The following is a 15,220-nucleotide window of genomic DNA, read 5'->3' on the forward strand; positions in this document are numbered from 1 at the left end:
GATCCCTCCCCGAATGCTGTTTCTCAGGTGGTCCTGCGCGTCCGGCGCCACACGTAAACCGTGTGGCGCCGGACGGAACGGCCGTGCGAGGCTGTCGGCCCCGGGCGGCGCCCGGGGCGTGACCGTCTCAGACGTTCACTCCGAAGTCCTGCGCGATGCCGCGCAGGCCCGACGCATAGCCCTGGCCGATGGCGCGGAACTTCCACTCGGCGCCGTGCCGGTACAGCTCGCCGAAGACCATGGCGGTCTCCGTGGAGGCGTCCTCCGACAGGTCGTAGCGGGCGATCTCGGCGCCGCCGGCCTGGTTGACGACACGGATGAAGGCGTTGCGCACCTGGCCGAAGGACTGCTGGCGGTTCTCGGCGTCGTAGATCGAGACCGGGAAGACGATCTTCTCGACCTCCGCCGGGACACCGGCGAGGTTGACCTTGATCTGCTCGTCGTCGCCCTCGCCCTCACCGGTGAGGTTGTCGCCGGTGTGCTCGACCGAGCCGTCGGGGCTCTTGAGGTTGTTGAAGAAGACGAAGTTGGCGTCGCTGGCGACCTTGCCGGTGTTGTTCACCAGCAGCGCGCTGGCGTCCAGGTCGAAGTCGGTGCCGGTCGTGGTGCGGACGTCCCACCCCAGTCCGACGATGACCGCGGTCAGGCCCGGCGCCTCCTTGGTCAGCGATACGTTGCCGCCCTTGCTGAGGCTGACTCCCACGAGTCCTCCATTGATGTCCGGGGGCGGGAAGCCCCGTCGTGCGTTGGATGTCCGATCAACGTGTCGATCCTAGTGATGGGTTCCCGGCCGCCGCAGGCCCCGGGGCGGAGGATCACGGGGTGTCGGACCTGATCACAGCGCGTCGAGCGCCTCGACGTACTCGTTCAGGTCACGTGCGTCGGGCAGCGCGTTGACGACCGTCCAGCGCACGATGCCCTCCCGGTCGATGACGAAGGTCCCCCGCACGGCGCAGCCCTTGCCCTCGTCGAAGACGCCGTACGCGCGCGAGACCTCGCCGTGCGGCCAGAAGTCCGACAGCAGGGGGTACTCCAGGCCCTCCTGCTCGGCGAAGACGCGCAGGGTGTGGATGGAGTCGTTGGAGACGGCGAGCAGCCGGGTGTCGCGGTCGGCGAGGAGCGACAGGTTGTCGCGGAGCTCGCGCAGCTCACCGGTGCACACGCCGGTGAAGGCGAAGGGATAGAAGACGAGCACCACGTTCCGCTGTCCGAGGTGGTCGGACAGTCGTACGGGCGCGCCGTGGTTGTCCTTGAGCTCGAAGTCGGGGGCCTTGTCGCCGACCTGGATCGCCATCGCCTCGTTCGTCCCTTCGGGGGTGCTGTTCCCGGTTCGTTCCCGGGGACCACCCTACGCACGGGGTACGACAGTGAGCCGGGCGGGCCGATCCAGTCGACCCGTCCGGGTTCGGACGGGGTGCGGTCCCGGCGGCGGGGATGCCGCCGGGACCGCCTCCGCCGTGGCTCTACCTCCTGGACTTGGCGGCCTTCGGCGTGGCCAGCCGGCTGCCGCTCCAGTCCTTGCCCACGCTGACGCTCTTGGCCGCCGTCAGGCCCGCCGTGGTGGCTGCCTCCGAGACGTCGCTCGGCTCGACGTAGCCCGGACGGCCTGTCTTCGGCGTGAGGAGCAGGATGGCACCGCCCTCTTCGATGTACGTGCCGGCGTCCACCAGCGCGTCCGTCAGGTCGCCGTCGTCGTCGCGGAACCACAGCACAACGGCGTCAGCCACGTCGTCGTAGTCCTCGTCGACCAGGTCGTTCTCGATGACGCCCTCGATGGCCTCGCGGAGCTCCTGGTCGACGTCGTCGTCGTAGCCGATCTCCTGGACCACCTGCCCGGGCTGGAACCCCAGCCTGGCGGCAGGGTTCGTCCGCTCCTCCGCGTGGTCCGCGGTCGCGCTCACGGTTTGCCTCCTGATCATGGTTTGGGAATCTCGCAGTTGTCACAACCGCGCGCGGGCGCGCGGTTGTGGCCGTAGTCCACACGGGCGGGGCGGTTCGCGCAAGTACCCGGCCGCAGGGACCGTCGAAACGGTGACGATCCTGGCCGGGTCACCGCAACTCCAGGCACATCATCCTGGCCCACAGTGATACACACCACACCCTTGTGCCCTCTATGGGCGTTTGGGAACCGTATACGAGTACGAGACTCGCACGAGCCCGTGGCCCGTTCCGTATGCCACCGTACCGGGGTCGCGGTCGGGTTACCTATCGGTAGAGATGACGCGCGCGGCCCCCGGGTGGACGATGGGAGCGCGCAGACGGCTAAATCAGTGAAGCAGTGGCCCTCACGGCCCTCTGACAGGTAAGGAACAGCGTGGCTTCCGCATCCGATCGCAACCCGATCATCATTGGTGGCCTTCCGAGTCAGGTTCCTGACTTCGATCCCGAAGAGACACAGGAGTGGCTCGACTCCCTCGACGCCGCGGTCGACGAACGCGGCCGGGAACGGGCCCGCTATCTGATGCTGCGGCTGATCGAGCGCGCGCGCGAGCGGCGCGTGGCCGTGCCCGAGATGCGCAGCACGGACTACGTCAACACGATCCCCACCCGCGCGGAGCCGTTCTTCCCGGGCAACGAGGAGATCGAGCGCAAGATCCTCAACGCGACCCGGTGGAACGCCGCGGTGATGGTCTCGCGCGCGCAGCGGCCCGGGATCGGCGTCGGCGGCCACATCGCCACGTTCGCCTCCTCGGCCTCGCTGTACGACGTGGGCTTCAACCACTTCTTCCGCGGCAAGGACGCGGGCGACGGCGGTGACCAGGTCTTCTTCCAGGGCCACGCCTCGCCGGGCATCTACGCGCGCGCCTACCTGCTGGACCGGCTCTCCGAGCGGCAGCTGGACGGCTTCCGGCAGGAGAAGTCGAAGGCGCCCGAGGCGCTGTCGTCGTATCCGCACCCGCGGTCGATGCCGGACTTCTGGGAGTTCCCGACGGTGTCGATGGGCCTCGGCCCGATCGGCGCGATCTACCAGGCCCGGATGAACCGCTACATGCAGGCGCGCGGCATCGCCGACACCTCGAAGTCGCACGTGTGGGCGTTCCTCGGCGACGGCGAGATGGACGAGCCCGAGTCGCTGGGGCAGCTGTCCATCGCCGCCCGGGAGAACCTGGACAACCTGACCTTCGTCGTCAACTGCAACCTGCAGCGCCTCGACGGGCCGGTGCGCGGCAACGGCAAGATCATCCAGGAGCTGGAGTCCATCTTCCGGGGCGCCGGCTGGAACGTGATCAAGCTGGTCTGGGACCGCTCCTGGGACCCGCTGCTCGCCCAGGACCGGGACGGGGTGCTGGTCAACCGGATGAACACCACTCCGGACGGCCAGTACCAGACGTACGCCACCGAGTCCGGGGCGTACATCCGCGACCACTTCTTCGGCGACGACCACCGGCTGCGCGCCATGGTCGAGGGCATGACCGACGACCAGATCCTGTACCTGGGCCGCGGCGGTCACGACCACCGGAAGATCTACGCGGCCTACAAGGCGGCCCTGGAGCACAAGGGCCAGCCGACGGTGATCCTCGCCAAGACGGTCAAGGGCTGGACGCTGGGCCCGAACTTCGAGGGCCGCAACGCCACGCACCAGATGAAGAAGCTGACGGTCGACGACCTCAAGGGCTTCCGGGACCGCCTGCACCTCCCGATCGCCGACAAGGACCTGGAGTCCGGCCTGCCGCCGTACTACCACCCGGGCCGCGACTCGGAGGAGATCCAGTACATGCACGACCGCCGCAAGTCCTGCGGTGGATACGTGCCCACGCGCGTGGTGCGCTCCAAGCCGCTCGCACTGCCCGGCGACAAGACGTACGCGAGTGTGAAGAAGGGCTCGGGCCAGCAGTCCATCGCGACGACCATGGCCTTCGTCCGGCTCCTCAAGGAGCTCATGCGGGACAAGGAGATCGGCAAACGGTTCGTGCTGATCGCGCCGGACGAGTACCGCACGTTCGGCATGGACTCGTTCTTCCCGAGCGCGAAGATCTACAACCCGCTGGGCCAGCAGTACGAGTCGGTGGACCGGGAGCTGCTGCTCGCGTACAAGGAGGCGCCGAACGGGCAGATGCTGCACGACGGCATCTCCGAGGCCGGCTGCACGGCCTCGCTGATCGCGGCCGGCTCGGCGTACGCCACGCACGGCGAGCCGCTCATCCCGGTGTACGTCTTCTACTCGATGTTCGGTTTCCAGCGCACCGGTGACCAGTTCTGGCAGATGGCCGACCAGCTGTCGCGCGGTTTCGTCCTGGGCGCGACCGCGGGGCGTACGACCCTGACCGGTGAGGGCCTCCAGCACGCGGACGGGCACTCGCAGCTGCTGGCGTCCACGAACCCGGCGTGCGTCGCCTACGACCCGGCCTTCGGCTACGAGATCGCGCACATCGTGCAGGACGGCCTGCGCCGGATGTACGGCGGCGACGAGCAGCACCCGCACGGCGAGGACGTCTTCTACTACCTGACCGTCTACAACGAGCCCATCCAGCACCCGGCCGAGCCCGCGGACGTGGACGCGGAGGGCATCGTGAAGGGCCTGTACCGCTTCAGCGAGGGCACGGCGGGTTCCCTTCCGGCGCAGATCCTGGCGTCCGGGGTGGCGGTGCCGTGGGCGGCCGAGGCGCAGAGGATCCTCGCCGAGGAGTGGAACGTCAGGGCCGACGTCTGGTCGGCGACCTCCTGGAACGAGCTGCGGCGCGAGGCGGTGGACTGCGAGCGGCACAACCTGCTGCACCCGGAGGAGGAGCAGCGCGTCCCGTACGTGACGCGGAAGCTGGCCTCGGCGCAGGGTCCGGTCGTGGCGGTGTCGGACTGGATGCGGTCGGTGCCGGACCAGATCTCGCGCTGGGTGCCGGGGACGTACCAGTCGCTGGGCGCGGACGGCTTCGGCTTCGCGGACACCCGCGGGGCGGCCCGTCGGTTCTTCCACATCGACGCGCAGTCGATCGTGGTGGCGGTGCTGACGGAGCTGGTCCGCGAGGGCCACCTCGACCGGTCGGTGCTGAAGCAGGCCATCGACCGCTACCAGCTGCTCGACGTCACCGCGGCCGACCCGGGCCCGGCGGGCGGCGACGCGTGACGTCGCGCCGGGCGGCGTGACGGAGCCCCGAAGAGGCGAGGAGGGCCTCCGGCGAGTCGCCGGAGGCCCTCCTCGCGTCCGGTCCCGGGTCCGTCAGAACATTCCGAGGCCCGGGGTGGCCGCCCCGGCCAGCCAGACGACGGCCAGGAGCGTGTCGACGGCGCCCAGGACGAGGGCGACCAGGGCCGGCGCCGGGCGGGACCCCGCCCAGCTGCGGCCCATGGCGAGCCAGCCGCAGACGATCGCCGCGGGGCCGAGGACGATCCCCAGCACGAAGAATCCGGCGACCGCACAGACGACCCCGATGATTCCGAGCGTCGCGCGATCCTGCCTCGTCGCCGACCATCCGCGGCCACCCGACCGGGAGTGCCCGCGCGTACCGTGTCCGAAGCTCGCCATCGTCAACTCCCTGGAGGCTTTGTCTGGTTGGGGAGGTATTCGGGGTTCTTCGAGAGACGGGTACCCCCGCTTCGGCGGTGAATTCAGGCTGCGCGGACGACTGGAGGGGGCGCTGCCCGCGCGCTGCCCCCCTCCAGCAGCGCGCCGCAGCCACAGCCTCCATGCCCTACGGAGGACTTGACCCACTGTGACCTGCGGCGCCCACCGGAAGGGAGGGTTCACCCCATGTGTTCACCCTGATGAGCGAACTCGCTCCGGGGGCCCGCCGGATGCGGCCGTCTCCGGCGGAGATCCGCACGGCCCACGCCCTGGTGGGGTGACCATTGCTCACAATCCGGCGCATCGAAACGTGATACCTGTCACTCGGCCGACGCGAGACCCTCTCGTTCTCCTAATGTGTCCCGGCAGTGACTTCCTTCGACTCCTCTCCCCATCTGAACGCCGGGCGCGCGCTCCTCGCACTCGCCGTCGTCTTCGTGATGCTGGCGACCACCGGCTGGTCGGCACTGCGCCAGCAGCGGGAGGCGGCGCCCCTGTCCGCCTCGCTCACCGCCTGGGAGCACGGCCGCGCGGCGGGCCGCGAGCTGCCGGACCCGCGGTCCGCGCCCGGCAGGCTGGCCCGGTTCTTCGCCTCCCTCACCGAGGCGCAGCGCACGGACCTCGCCCACCGCTTCCCCCTCGCGGTCGGCAACATGAACGGCGCCCCGGCCGGTCTGCGGTACCGCGCCAACCGCATCGCGATGGAGCAGGCCCGCGAGATCGAGCGGGAACGGATGCGCGACGCACGGCTCACGCCCGCGGGGCAGCATCAGGCGGGCCGCCGGATGAACCGCCTCGGGGCACTGCTGAAACCGGGACGCCAGATCCTCGCCTTCGACCCGTCGGGGCCGGGCCGCGTGGCCGAGGTCTTCGGCGACCTGGAGGAGGCCGAACGCATCTCGGTCGTCGTCCCCGGCGTCGACACGGATCTGCTCACCTTCCAGCGCACCTACCGCCGCTACTCGGCCCCCGTCGGCATGGCCGAGGCGCTGCACGCGGCCGAGCACGAGGCGGACCCCTCCACCCGTACCGCCGTGATCGCCTGGGCCGACTACACCTCGCCCGGCGGAGTCGGCATGGAGGCGGCCATGGCCGGGCGCGCCGAGGACGGCGCGGTACGGCTCGCCGCGCTGCTGCGCGCGCTGCCCGGCACGGCCCCGGTCGCGCTGTTCTGCCACAGCTACGGTTCCGTGGTGTGCGGGCTCGCCGCGCGCACCCTGCCCGGCCGGGTGTCCGACATCGCGGTGGCCGGCAGTCCCGGCATGCGGGCCGAGACGGCCTCCGCGCTGCGCACCCGCGCGCGCGTGTGGGCCATGCGGGACGCCGACGACTGGATCCAGGACGTGCCCTATCTGGAGGTCGGCGGACTGGGCCACGGCGCCGACCCGGTCTCCCCCGCTTTCGGGGCGCGGGTCCTGTCGGCCCGTGAGGCCCGGGGACACAGCGGGTATTTCGAACCGGGCACGGACAGTCTGCGTAACTTCGCCGAGATCGGCGTTGGCTCGTACCGGGCGGTGGCCTGCGCACACGAGAACGGCGTATGCCGGGCGGGTTTGTCCTGTACCCGGTCACCGGGACGCGCGTAGAGAAGGGAGGAACCACGGTATGCACGGGGAGGGGACGAAAAAGCTCGTGCCGCATACGATGAGCCGCATGGGTGACGTACTGGCCGGATTTCACGCTGCCTGGGAGTTCGATTCCGACTCCGTGCTCATCCGCTACGAAAGGGGCATTCGAACACCCAAGTTGTTCCAGGCACTCGGGGAACGGCGCATCCCCCTGGAGGCCGTCGCCGGGGTGACGCTGACCCCCGGCAGGCGCGGCAGTGTCGTGCTGCGCCTCGAGCCCCGGCCCGGGGCCGATCCACTGATGGAGGCGGCGTCCGGGCAGTTGAAGGAGAGCTCCGACCCCTACCGGCTGGTGCTGCCCGCCGAGCGCGAGACGCTCGCCGAGTACTACGCCGACGAACTCCTCGCCCGCCTCACCGAGTCCGGCCCCGCCGAACGCCACCTGGTGCCGGCCCCCGAGGTGCCGCTGCGGTTCAAGGCGTACGACGGCAGGGCCTCCTTCGACGGGACGACGGTCTCCTTCCACTGGTTCTGGACGGGCGCCTCGTCGGCGAAGTGGAAAGCCGGTGACCAGCGCTTCCCGGTGGGTGAGCTGAGCGGTGTGGAGTGGCGGTCGCCCGAGGTGTTCGAGGGGCATCTGCGGCTGCTGCGCCGGGACGAGCCGGCGTCGCCGCCCCAGGCCGACCAGGACCCGGCGGCCGTGGTGTTCGGGCTGGGCTACGGGCCGGTGCACGAGTCGCTGCCGTTCGCGGCGGCGGTGCTGGCGGCGGTACGGACCTGCGAGCCGGTGCCCGCGGTGGTCGCGGCGGCCGTGCGCCGCGACCCCGCCGACATCGCCGACCGCATCCGCCACCTCGGCGAGCTGCACCAGGCGGGCCTGGTGACGGACGAGGAGTTCTCCTCCAAGAAAGCGGAGCTGCTGGCGGAGCTCTAGGGCCTGGCGGAGCTCTAGGGCCTGGCGGAGCTCTAGGGCCTGGCGGAGCTTCGGGGCCTGTCCGGCGGATCCTGCCGGACAGGCCCCGCCTGCTCGTCGCTCCCGTTACGGTGGGCCGATGTCATCATCGGTCAAGCAGTTCCAGGTCACCTTCGACTGCGCGGATCCTGAGCGCGTCGCTCGTTTCTGGTGCGAGGTGCTGGGGTACGTCGTACCGCCGCCGCCGGAGGGGTTCGCCACGTGGGACGATTTCGACCGCGCGCTGCCGCCTGAGCGTCAGGGTTCGGCGTTCGCGTGCGTCGACCCCTCGGGGGTGGGCCCGCGACTGTTCTTCCAGCGTGTTCCCGAAGGCAAGGCCGTCAAGAACCGGGTGCATCTCGACGTGCGGGTCGGCACCGGGCTCGTGGGTGAAGAGCGCCTGGCCGCTCTCGAGGCCGAGTGCGCACGGCTGGTCGCGCTCGGCGCGGTACGGGTACGACTGCTGCGCGCCGACGGCTTCAACGAGTCGTGCCTCGTGATGCAGGACGTCGAGGGCAACGAGTTCTGTCTCGACTGAGCCCCCTTGGAGGCGGCGGGGTCGTGAGGGCGAGTGCGGTGCTCCCGGTGCCCGGGGCCCTGTGGGTCGCGTCGACCCGTAGGGGCCCCGGGCGCCGGGAGCGCCGGGTCACTCCTCGTCGCGCAGTCTCGCCGCCAAGGCCGTCAGCTGCTCGGTCTCCTCGGTGTGGCCCGCCGCGGTCAGGCGGGCGACCGCCGCGTCGAGGCGGGTGAGGGCGGGGGCGGGGCGTTCCAGGTAGATGCCCTCCACGGCGGCGGCGAGGCGGACGCACTCGGCCCACTCGCCGGCCCGGTGCCGCTCCGGTCCCGGTTCGCCGAGCAGGGTGAGGGCCTGCTCCAGGGCGGTCAGGGCTTCGTCGTACGCACCGGCGTAGGCGTTGACCCGTCCGTGCTCGTAGGCCAGGGCGGTGTCCAGGGAGCGGCCGTGGGCCTCGTACCCGGCGGCGCGGGCCTCGTCGGCGACCCGGCCGGCGTCGGTGAGGAAGGCGCGGGCGCCGGCCAGGCCGTCGGGGCCCTGCTGCTGGGCCTGGAGGCGGGCGAGTTCGCGCAGGGTGTTGCTGAGGTGCTCGTGGCGCGGGGCCCGGGCGTGGGCGGCGAGTGCCTGGTCGGCGGCCTTGCGGGCCGGGCCGAACTCGCCGGACTCGCCGAGGAGGACGGCCGTCTCCGCGGCGATCATGGCGTGGCTTCCCGGGTCGTCGTCCCAGCCGGCCGACTCGGCCGCGAGGGCGGCGAACTCCGCCGTGGCGGCCTTGAGGTCGTCCCCCGCGTGCAGTGCGCGGGCGCGGGTCAGGCGCAGCTGGGCGGTGAGCCGGTCGTCCAGCTCCCGTGCGACGACGTCCGGTTCGGCCAGCAGGGAGTCGAGCAGCGCGATGGCGTCCTCGACCCGGCCCAGGTCGAGGCTGAGCTGGGCGGCGTTGCTGTAGGTGCAGAACGCGTCGACCCGTCTGCCGCGGCGCAGGTCCAGTTCCGCGGAGCGCGTCAGGTGCCGCAGCGCCTCCTCGGGGCGGCCCAGGTGCATGCAGACCTCGGCCAGTTCGGCGTGCAGGCGGGGGGTGTCGACCGCGTCGGCCGGCCAGTCGGCGGCCAGCCGCAGGGCCTCGGACAGGTCCGCGTGCGCGGCCTGCGCGTCCTGGAGACCGAGGTGGAGCCTGCTCCTCAGGGCCAGCACGCGGGGCAGGTGCCAGGCCGGGCCGTGCTCCTTCAGCCGGTCGAGGAGGCCGTCGGTCTCGGTGAGTGCGGCGGGCAGGTCGCCGGTCAGGGCGTGGGTGGTGGCCCGCAGCAGCAGGGCCCGGGCGATCTGCCCGGTGATCTCATGCCGGGTGGCGAAGGCGTGCAGCAGGTCCACCTCGGCGAGGAGCGGCGCGACGTGCTCCTCGTTCCCGGAGTTCCCGGAGTTCCCGGAGTTCCCCGACGTCTGCAGGCGCAGGCCGAGCGCGGTCGCCCGCAGCCGCAGCAGGCGGGCCTCCTGGTGCGGGGTGAGACCGGACGTCTCCTCGTGCAGGCGCACCAGGGAGGTGTGGGCGGTGGTCAGCGCCTCGGTCTTCGCCCGGGCCTTCGCCTCGGGACCGTCGGCGTCCTTCGTGGGGATCTCGGCGGTGGCGAGCAGGGCGCAGGCGCGGGAGAGTGCCGCATGCCCCGGCAGCCCGGCGTCGTCGTACAGACCCGCGGCCTCCTCGTGGAGGGCGGCGGCGTCGGCGGACTCGTCCCGGTCCCCCGCCCAGTTCGCCTCGTCGGCCAGCAGGTCCGCGCGCAGCCGCAGGAGCGGACCCACGGCCGGGTCGTCGGGGTGGGTGTAGTCGCGGGAGGCGACGAGCGTGCGCAGCCGCGCCCAGCAGGCCTGTGCGTCCGGATGTGCCTCCTCTTCCAACGACCGTGCCTGAAGGATGAGTTCGGTCAGCGACTCGGGCACGGCGGCGGTCGTGCGGGCGGTGGACGCCGACACGGCGGCCGGGGTGACCGGGGTGGCGACCGACGTGGCCGGGGTCACGTCGTCGAGGCTGCGGGTGCGCAGGGTCAGTTCCAGCGCGTCGATCAGCGGGGCCCGGTCGAGGCGGGCGTTCCGGCCGTCGGTGTGGGCGCTGGTGCCGTTGCGGTCGTCGAAGCGGGCGGCGAGGTCGGCGGCGCGGCCACGCACCTCGGCACGCAGGCCGGTCACGGTCCAGGTGCGGCCCGGGAACCCGGCGGCGGGCAGCTCGCCGTGGCCGAGGGCCTCGACGCGCTGGAGGAGGACCTCCACGCCGGTGAGGAAGTCGAGCTGGTCGTACGGCGAGTCCACCTCGTCGAAGAGGTTCCGGTTCTCGGCGAGCAGCTCCAGGCCGCGCGCCTCGTTGCCGGTCAGCGCGCAGAACTCCAGGTGCCGGCCGACCACCCCGGCCATCGAGGGGTTGCGGCGGCAGCCGCGGTAGCCGGCGAGGTGGAGTCCGCGCGCCTCGTCGGTGCGGCCGGTGCGCAGCAGGGGCAGCAGGGCGTAGGAGGCGGAGCGGGCCGGTTCCTCCTGGCAGGACTCCTGGCCGGCCAGGACGGGCTCCCAGGTGCTCAGCGCCCGCTCGTCGTCGCCCGCCGCCAGGTGGTACAGGGCGCGGTCGCAGATCTCGCAGGCCTCGCAGTCGCTGAGCCGGGAGCGGGAGCGGCCCGCCCACAACTCGTAGGCGAGGGCGGTGTCCTCACCGACGTGGGCGGCCAGCCGGTAGGCCTGCCCGTAGTAGGGCTGGAGGTCCAGGCCGGCCTTCTCGTACCGGTCGCGCATCTCCGTCAGCCACTGGCGCAGGCTGGCCAGCGGTATCTCGGGCAGCGCGCGCAGGGCGCCCGCGACCCACTTGAACCGCCAGAAAAGCTGGTGGCGCAGGCGTTCGTCGAAGACGTCCGGCTGCTCGTCGAAGAGGGTGAGCAGCCGGGCGAAGACGACGGGCGACTTACGGGGTTCGGAGCCGTAGGTGTAGGCCTCGTGCAGTTCGAGCAGCGCATCGATCAGCGGGACGGGCTCCGCGAACTGCTCGGCCGCGTCGACGAGTTCCTCGGCGGTGACGGTGCGGGTGCGGCCATAGGGGCGCCGGTCGTTCTCCCGGAGCGCCTGGTACAGCTCGTCCGTGTTCTGGGGAGGGGATGTGATCGGCATCGTCAGCTGTCCTTGCGGAGGGCGTGGGCGAGGAGGTCGAGGAAGGAGCGGTTGATGAGGCTCGATTCGGCGGGCCGGAGCGGACGCCGGGACAGCAGCGCGGCCTGCCCGTAGAGGGCTTCGGCGCTGGTGCGGGCCAGCTCGGGCTCGTCGATGGCGACGGCGGTGCGCACCAGCGGGTTGAGCTGGTTGAGGATCAGCTGGGCCCGCGGCGCCTCCTGGCGCAGGGCGCCGAGGATGTCGCCCCACAGGCCGCCCTCCTGCTCGCGGGCGAGCTGGGAGCGGGTGCGCTCGTGCCGGGCCTCACGGCTGTCGACGAGGAGGGCGGGGGCGGAGGCGGGCTGGAAGGTGCGCAGCGCCACGTCGCAGTCGAAGACGGCGAGGGCGTCGCGGGCCAGGGCGAGGTAGGCCGCGGCGGCCAGCTCCGTCTCCCGGTCGACGGGGTCGAGGTGGGCGGTGAGGGTCGCCGGGTCGAGGTCGGCGACGGTGACCTCGGGCCTGATCTCGGGCAGCCGGTGCACCAGTTCGCGGTCGTAGGTGTAGCCGCCGTTGACGACGCCGAGCCCGGCCGCCGAGGCGATCGCAGCGACCTGCCGGAACTCCTCCACGCTCGACGTCACCAGCACGGTGCGGTGGGTGCGCGCGAACTCGTCGAGGGTGGAGTGCCCGTCGGTGGTCTCGAACGGCAGCCAGGGCAGCAGCATCCGCAGGATCTCGTCGTCGTGCACCGCGAGCGACTTCACGGCCAGGTGATGGGTCTGGAGGAACCGGCCGAGCAGCTCCGGGTCGCTGGCGGCGGCCCGGGCGATCCACGCGCGCAGCCGTTCGGCGAGGGCGTCGCGGACCGCGGTGAGGGTGTCGTCCTCGTACAGGGACTCGCGGGACGCGGTCGGGCGCAGGCTCTCGGCGTCGACGACGCAGCGGACGAAGAACGCCCACTCGGGCAGGATCTCCTCGGCCTGCTCGGACAGCAGCATGCCCTTGACGTGCACCCGGTGGCCGTGGCGCCGCCCGGCCGGCACCGCCTCGGGCAGCACGCACGCGATGCCCTTCAGGCCCACGGCCGGCAGGTCCAGCTCGATGGTGTCCAGCGGGGTGAACCCGAAGACCTCCTCGCCGTACGCGGCCAGCGCGCGGGCACGGGCGCCCGGCGTCGGGTACGTACGCGCCCAGGGCGCCGCCTCGGGGTTGACCGGCGTGCCCGGGCCGTTTATGCCGCCTGTGCCGTCGTCGAAGGTCACCGGGTGGCGCAGTAGCGAGCCGAAGTGCCGGGCGAGGGACTGCACTCGGGCCGGACGGGTCCACTCGGCCGCGTCGGCGCGCGGCGTCAGCGTGACGGTGGTGCCGGGCCGGGGCCGGGCGGAGGCGGGCAGGGTACGGACGGTGTAGCTGCCGTCGCCGCGCCCCCGCCACTCCACGGCGGGCGCGTCGGGGGTGCGGGCGGACCGGCTCAGCACGTGGATCTCGTCCGCGACCAGGAAGCAGGAGAGCAGACCGATGCCGAACTGGCCGATGAAGTCACCGCGTTGCTCGACGAGTTGCTCGGCGCGCTTGCTGCTGCGGCCGATCGTGGCGAGGAAGGTGTGCACGTCGGCCTCGGTGAGACCGACGCCGTCGTCCTCGACGCGTACCACCGAACCGTCGGCGTACAGGCGGATGCCGAAGGCCTCGTCGGGGGCGGCGGGTTCGAGGCCGTGCCGAGCGGTCAGCGCATCCACCGCGTTCTGCATCAGTTCGCGCAGGTAGACGCGGGGGCTGGAGTAGAGGTGATGGGAGAGGAGATCGACGAGGCCGCGCAGATCCACCTGGAAGGTGCGGTCAGCGCCGGCCGGGCCGGTGGCGGTGTCAGTGTCGTGCAGAGTCATCGGGCAGTCCCGGGTGAGGAGTTCGAGAGGGGCGGGTGCGGGCTCAGGCGCGGCGCTGACGGCGGGCGAACTGCTTCTCGGGCTCCGCGAAGTAGGTCCAGGGCCAGCTGGTGTAGGCGCCGTCGAGCGTCAGGAAGACGCGCCGGACCGTGTGGCTCTCACCGGCCAGCGACAGGGCCATGGCGAACATGTTGAAGTCGTGCTGCCAGCCCGGACGCCAGGTGTAGGCGGGATGCAGGATGCTGCGGTCGGCCGCCTCCCGCAACTCCGCCTGGATCTCCGGGGTCTCGAGGCAGTCCCCGTCGTCCGACTCGACCCAGTCCTCGATGTGCGCCATGGCGATCACACAGCCGAGGCGATGCCCCTCGGGCGCACGGGCGAACGCCTCGCGGGCGAACGCCAGGGCCTGCCCCTGCTCGCCGCCCCAGCGGGGCTGCAACTGCGACAGCCGCTCGAGGTGGATCTCCAGGTCCAGCGGCTCGCGACGCAGGGCGGCGTCGAACCGGGTCTCGTTGACGGCGTCGCCCAGCGACATACCGCGACCGGAGGTGAGGAGGCGACGCCACGGTGCGACCCACTCCGGCCGCAGCTCCGCGGCCTCGAACAGCTGCTCCTCGGCGACACGGAGCCGCTCGTGGAAGACCTGCCACTGCTCCCGCGAGACGTCCACGGCACGCGCTGAGGTACGCGCCTCCCAGCCCCAGACGACGTGGCGCGCCCCGGATATCAGCAGCGCCTCCGCCCGGTGCTCCTTGTCCTCCTCGACGGCGCGGCCGATCCACTCCTCCACACCGTCCAGCTCGGCCAGTTCACCGAGGACGTGGTGGTCGCGGCCGAGGTCGAAGGGGGCCAGCGCCTCCTTCACCGCCTCCCACTCACCCGCGTCGGCCGCCTCCACCAGCGCGAGTACACGGGTGTCCCCGAGCGCGCGCAGCGTGTACATCCCGTTCTTCTTGCGCGGGACCGGAAGGGCGTACGGACCCGCCCCCGCCGGTCTCTCCCCGCCCCTGCCGAACAGCTTGCCGAACATGCCGCGCCCTCCCTGGCCCCGCGTGATCAATCGGTGCAGCATAAACGGCCCCACCGACATCGCTTCCACGGCTTTTTCACCAGCACTTCACGGGGCCGGCGGGGCGCGGGGGCGGCGGGGTACAGGCCCCCGGAAGGGCTACTCCCGTCCGGCGTCCGCGTAGAAGCTGATCTTCCGGTCGAGTACGGCGAGGGTGCCCTGGAGTTCCGCGATCCGGGCGAGCACGTCCTCGCGGGTCGTCGTGAGCAGTGCGAGGCGGTCGCCGTAGGTGTGGTCGCCCTCCCGCACCAGTTCCGCGTACCGGACCATGTCCGCGACCGGCATACCGGTCAGGCGGAGCTTGCCGACGAGGGCCAGCCAGTCGAGGTCGCGGTTGCTGTAGCGGCGCTGACCGGTGTGCGACCGGTCGATGTGCGGCATCAGGCCGATGCGCTCGTACCAGCGCAGGGTGTGGGCCGACAGCCCGGTCAGGGCGGCGACCTCGCTGATCGTGTACGTGTCCCGGCCGTCCGCCCGCCGCTCGCCCCGCGCCGGACCGGCACAGATGTCGGCCCTGGCCCCCGTGCCCTCGCCCATGGTCTCCGTCACCGTCATGCACCCCACGCTAGATCCCTGGAGCGCACTCCAGGCAACCGTGGCCGGTGCGAAACGGC

General features: G+C 71.9%; 12 protein-coding genes. 4 read left to right on the plus strand and 8 right to left on the minus strand.

The features are described from left to right. Positions 1-127: 127 nt before the first annotated feature. The 3 genes from ACWEQO_RS03070 to ACWEQO_RS03080 form a co-directional block, all read right to left on the minus strand. On the minus strand, positions 128-703 hold the full coding sequence (locus tag ACWEQO_RS03070; protein ID WP_361448099.1) for a TerD family protein: 576 nt from the start codon (positions 701-703) through the stop codon (positions 128-130). 132 nt (positions 704-835) lie between these two features. Continuing rightward, a complete protein-coding gene (locus ACWEQO_RS03075) occupies positions 836-1,294 on the minus strand; it encodes a peroxiredoxin (protein WP_361448096.1) in 459 nt (152 codons plus the stop codon). Between the two features lie 169 nt (positions 1,295-1,463). After that, positions 1,464-1,901 carry a DUF3052 domain-containing protein gene (locus ACWEQO_RS03080; protein WP_361448093.1) on the minus strand — a complete coding sequence of 146 codons (438 nt, stop codon included), beginning with the start codon at positions 1,899-1,901 and terminating at the stop codon, positions 1,464-1,466. 413 nt (positions 1,902-2,314) lie between these two features. On the opposite strand from ACWEQO_RS03080, the gene aceE reads away from it, so the two are divergent. Next, positions 2,315-5,062: a pyruvate dehydrogenase (acetyl-transferring), homodimeric type gene (gene aceE, locus ACWEQO_RS03085; protein WP_452978264.1), complete on the plus strand. Its 2,748-nt coding sequence runs from the start codon at positions 2,315-2,317 to the stop codon at positions 5,060-5,062. 93 nt (positions 5,063-5,155) lie between these two features. Here aceE and ACWEQO_RS03090 read toward each other — a convergent pair whose 3' ends face one another. Further along, entirely contained in the window at positions 5,156-5,461 is a 306-nt protein-coding gene (locus ACWEQO_RS03090; protein ID WP_361448088.1) for a small hydrophobic protein, read from the minus strand. 407 nt (positions 5,462-5,868) lie between these two features. Here ACWEQO_RS03090 and ACWEQO_RS03095 point away from each other — a divergent pair, with 407 nt between their 5' ends. The 3 genes from ACWEQO_RS03095 (at position 5,869) to ACWEQO_RS03105 (ending at position 8,558) form a co-directional block, all read left to right on the plus strand. After that, positions 5,869-7,086, plus strand: coding sequence for an alpha/beta hydrolase (locus ACWEQO_RS03095; RefSeq protein ID WP_361448085.1), 1,218 nt, complete (start codon positions 5,869-5,871; stop codon positions 7,084-7,086). Positions 7,087-7,153: 67 nt separating this feature from the next. Further along, positions 7,154-8,002, plus strand: a complete 849-nt coding sequence (locus ACWEQO_RS03100; RefSeq protein WP_361448082.1) for a DUF4429 domain-containing protein — start codon at positions 7,154-7,156, stop codon at positions 8,000-8,002. A gap of 118 nt (positions 8,003-8,120) precedes the next feature. Then, positions 8,121-8,558 carry a VOC family protein gene (locus ACWEQO_RS03105; RefSeq protein WP_361448079.1) on the plus strand — a complete coding sequence of 146 codons (438 nt, stop codon included), beginning with the start codon at positions 8,121-8,123 and terminating at the stop codon, positions 8,556-8,558. A 108-nt stretch (positions 8,559-8,666) separates the two neighbouring features. On the opposite strand, the gene ACWEQO_RS03110 is transcribed toward ACWEQO_RS03105, so the two are convergent. The 4 genes from ACWEQO_RS03110 to ACWEQO_RS03125 all read right to left on the minus strand — a co-directional run bounded on the left by ACWEQO_RS03110 (position 8,667) and on the right by ACWEQO_RS03125 (position 15,161). Next, entirely contained in the window at positions 8,667-11,672 is a 3,006-nt protein-coding gene (locus ACWEQO_RS03110) for a hypothetical protein (protein ID WP_452978270.1), read from the minus strand. 2 nt (positions 11,673-11,674) lie between these two features. Continuing rightward, on the minus strand, positions 11,675-13,537 hold the full coding sequence (locus ACWEQO_RS03115; protein ID WP_452978273.1) for an HSP90 family protein: 1,863 nt from the start codon (positions 13,535-13,537) through the stop codon (positions 11,675-11,677). A 43-nt stretch (positions 13,538-13,580) separates the two neighbouring features. Then, positions 13,581-14,567, minus strand: a complete 987-nt coding sequence (locus tag ACWEQO_RS03120) for a hypothetical protein (RefSeq protein ID WP_452978276.1) — start codon at positions 14,565-14,567, stop codon at positions 13,581-13,583. A 138-nt stretch (positions 14,568-14,705) separates the two neighbouring features. Further along, positions 14,706-15,161, minus strand: a complete 456-nt coding sequence (locus ACWEQO_RS03125) for a MerR family transcriptional regulator (protein WP_361448067.1) — start codon at positions 15,159-15,161, stop codon at positions 14,706-14,708. Positions 15,162-15,220 lie beyond the last annotated feature (59 nt).

The organism is Streptomyces sp. NPDC004051 (assembly GCF_053604275.1).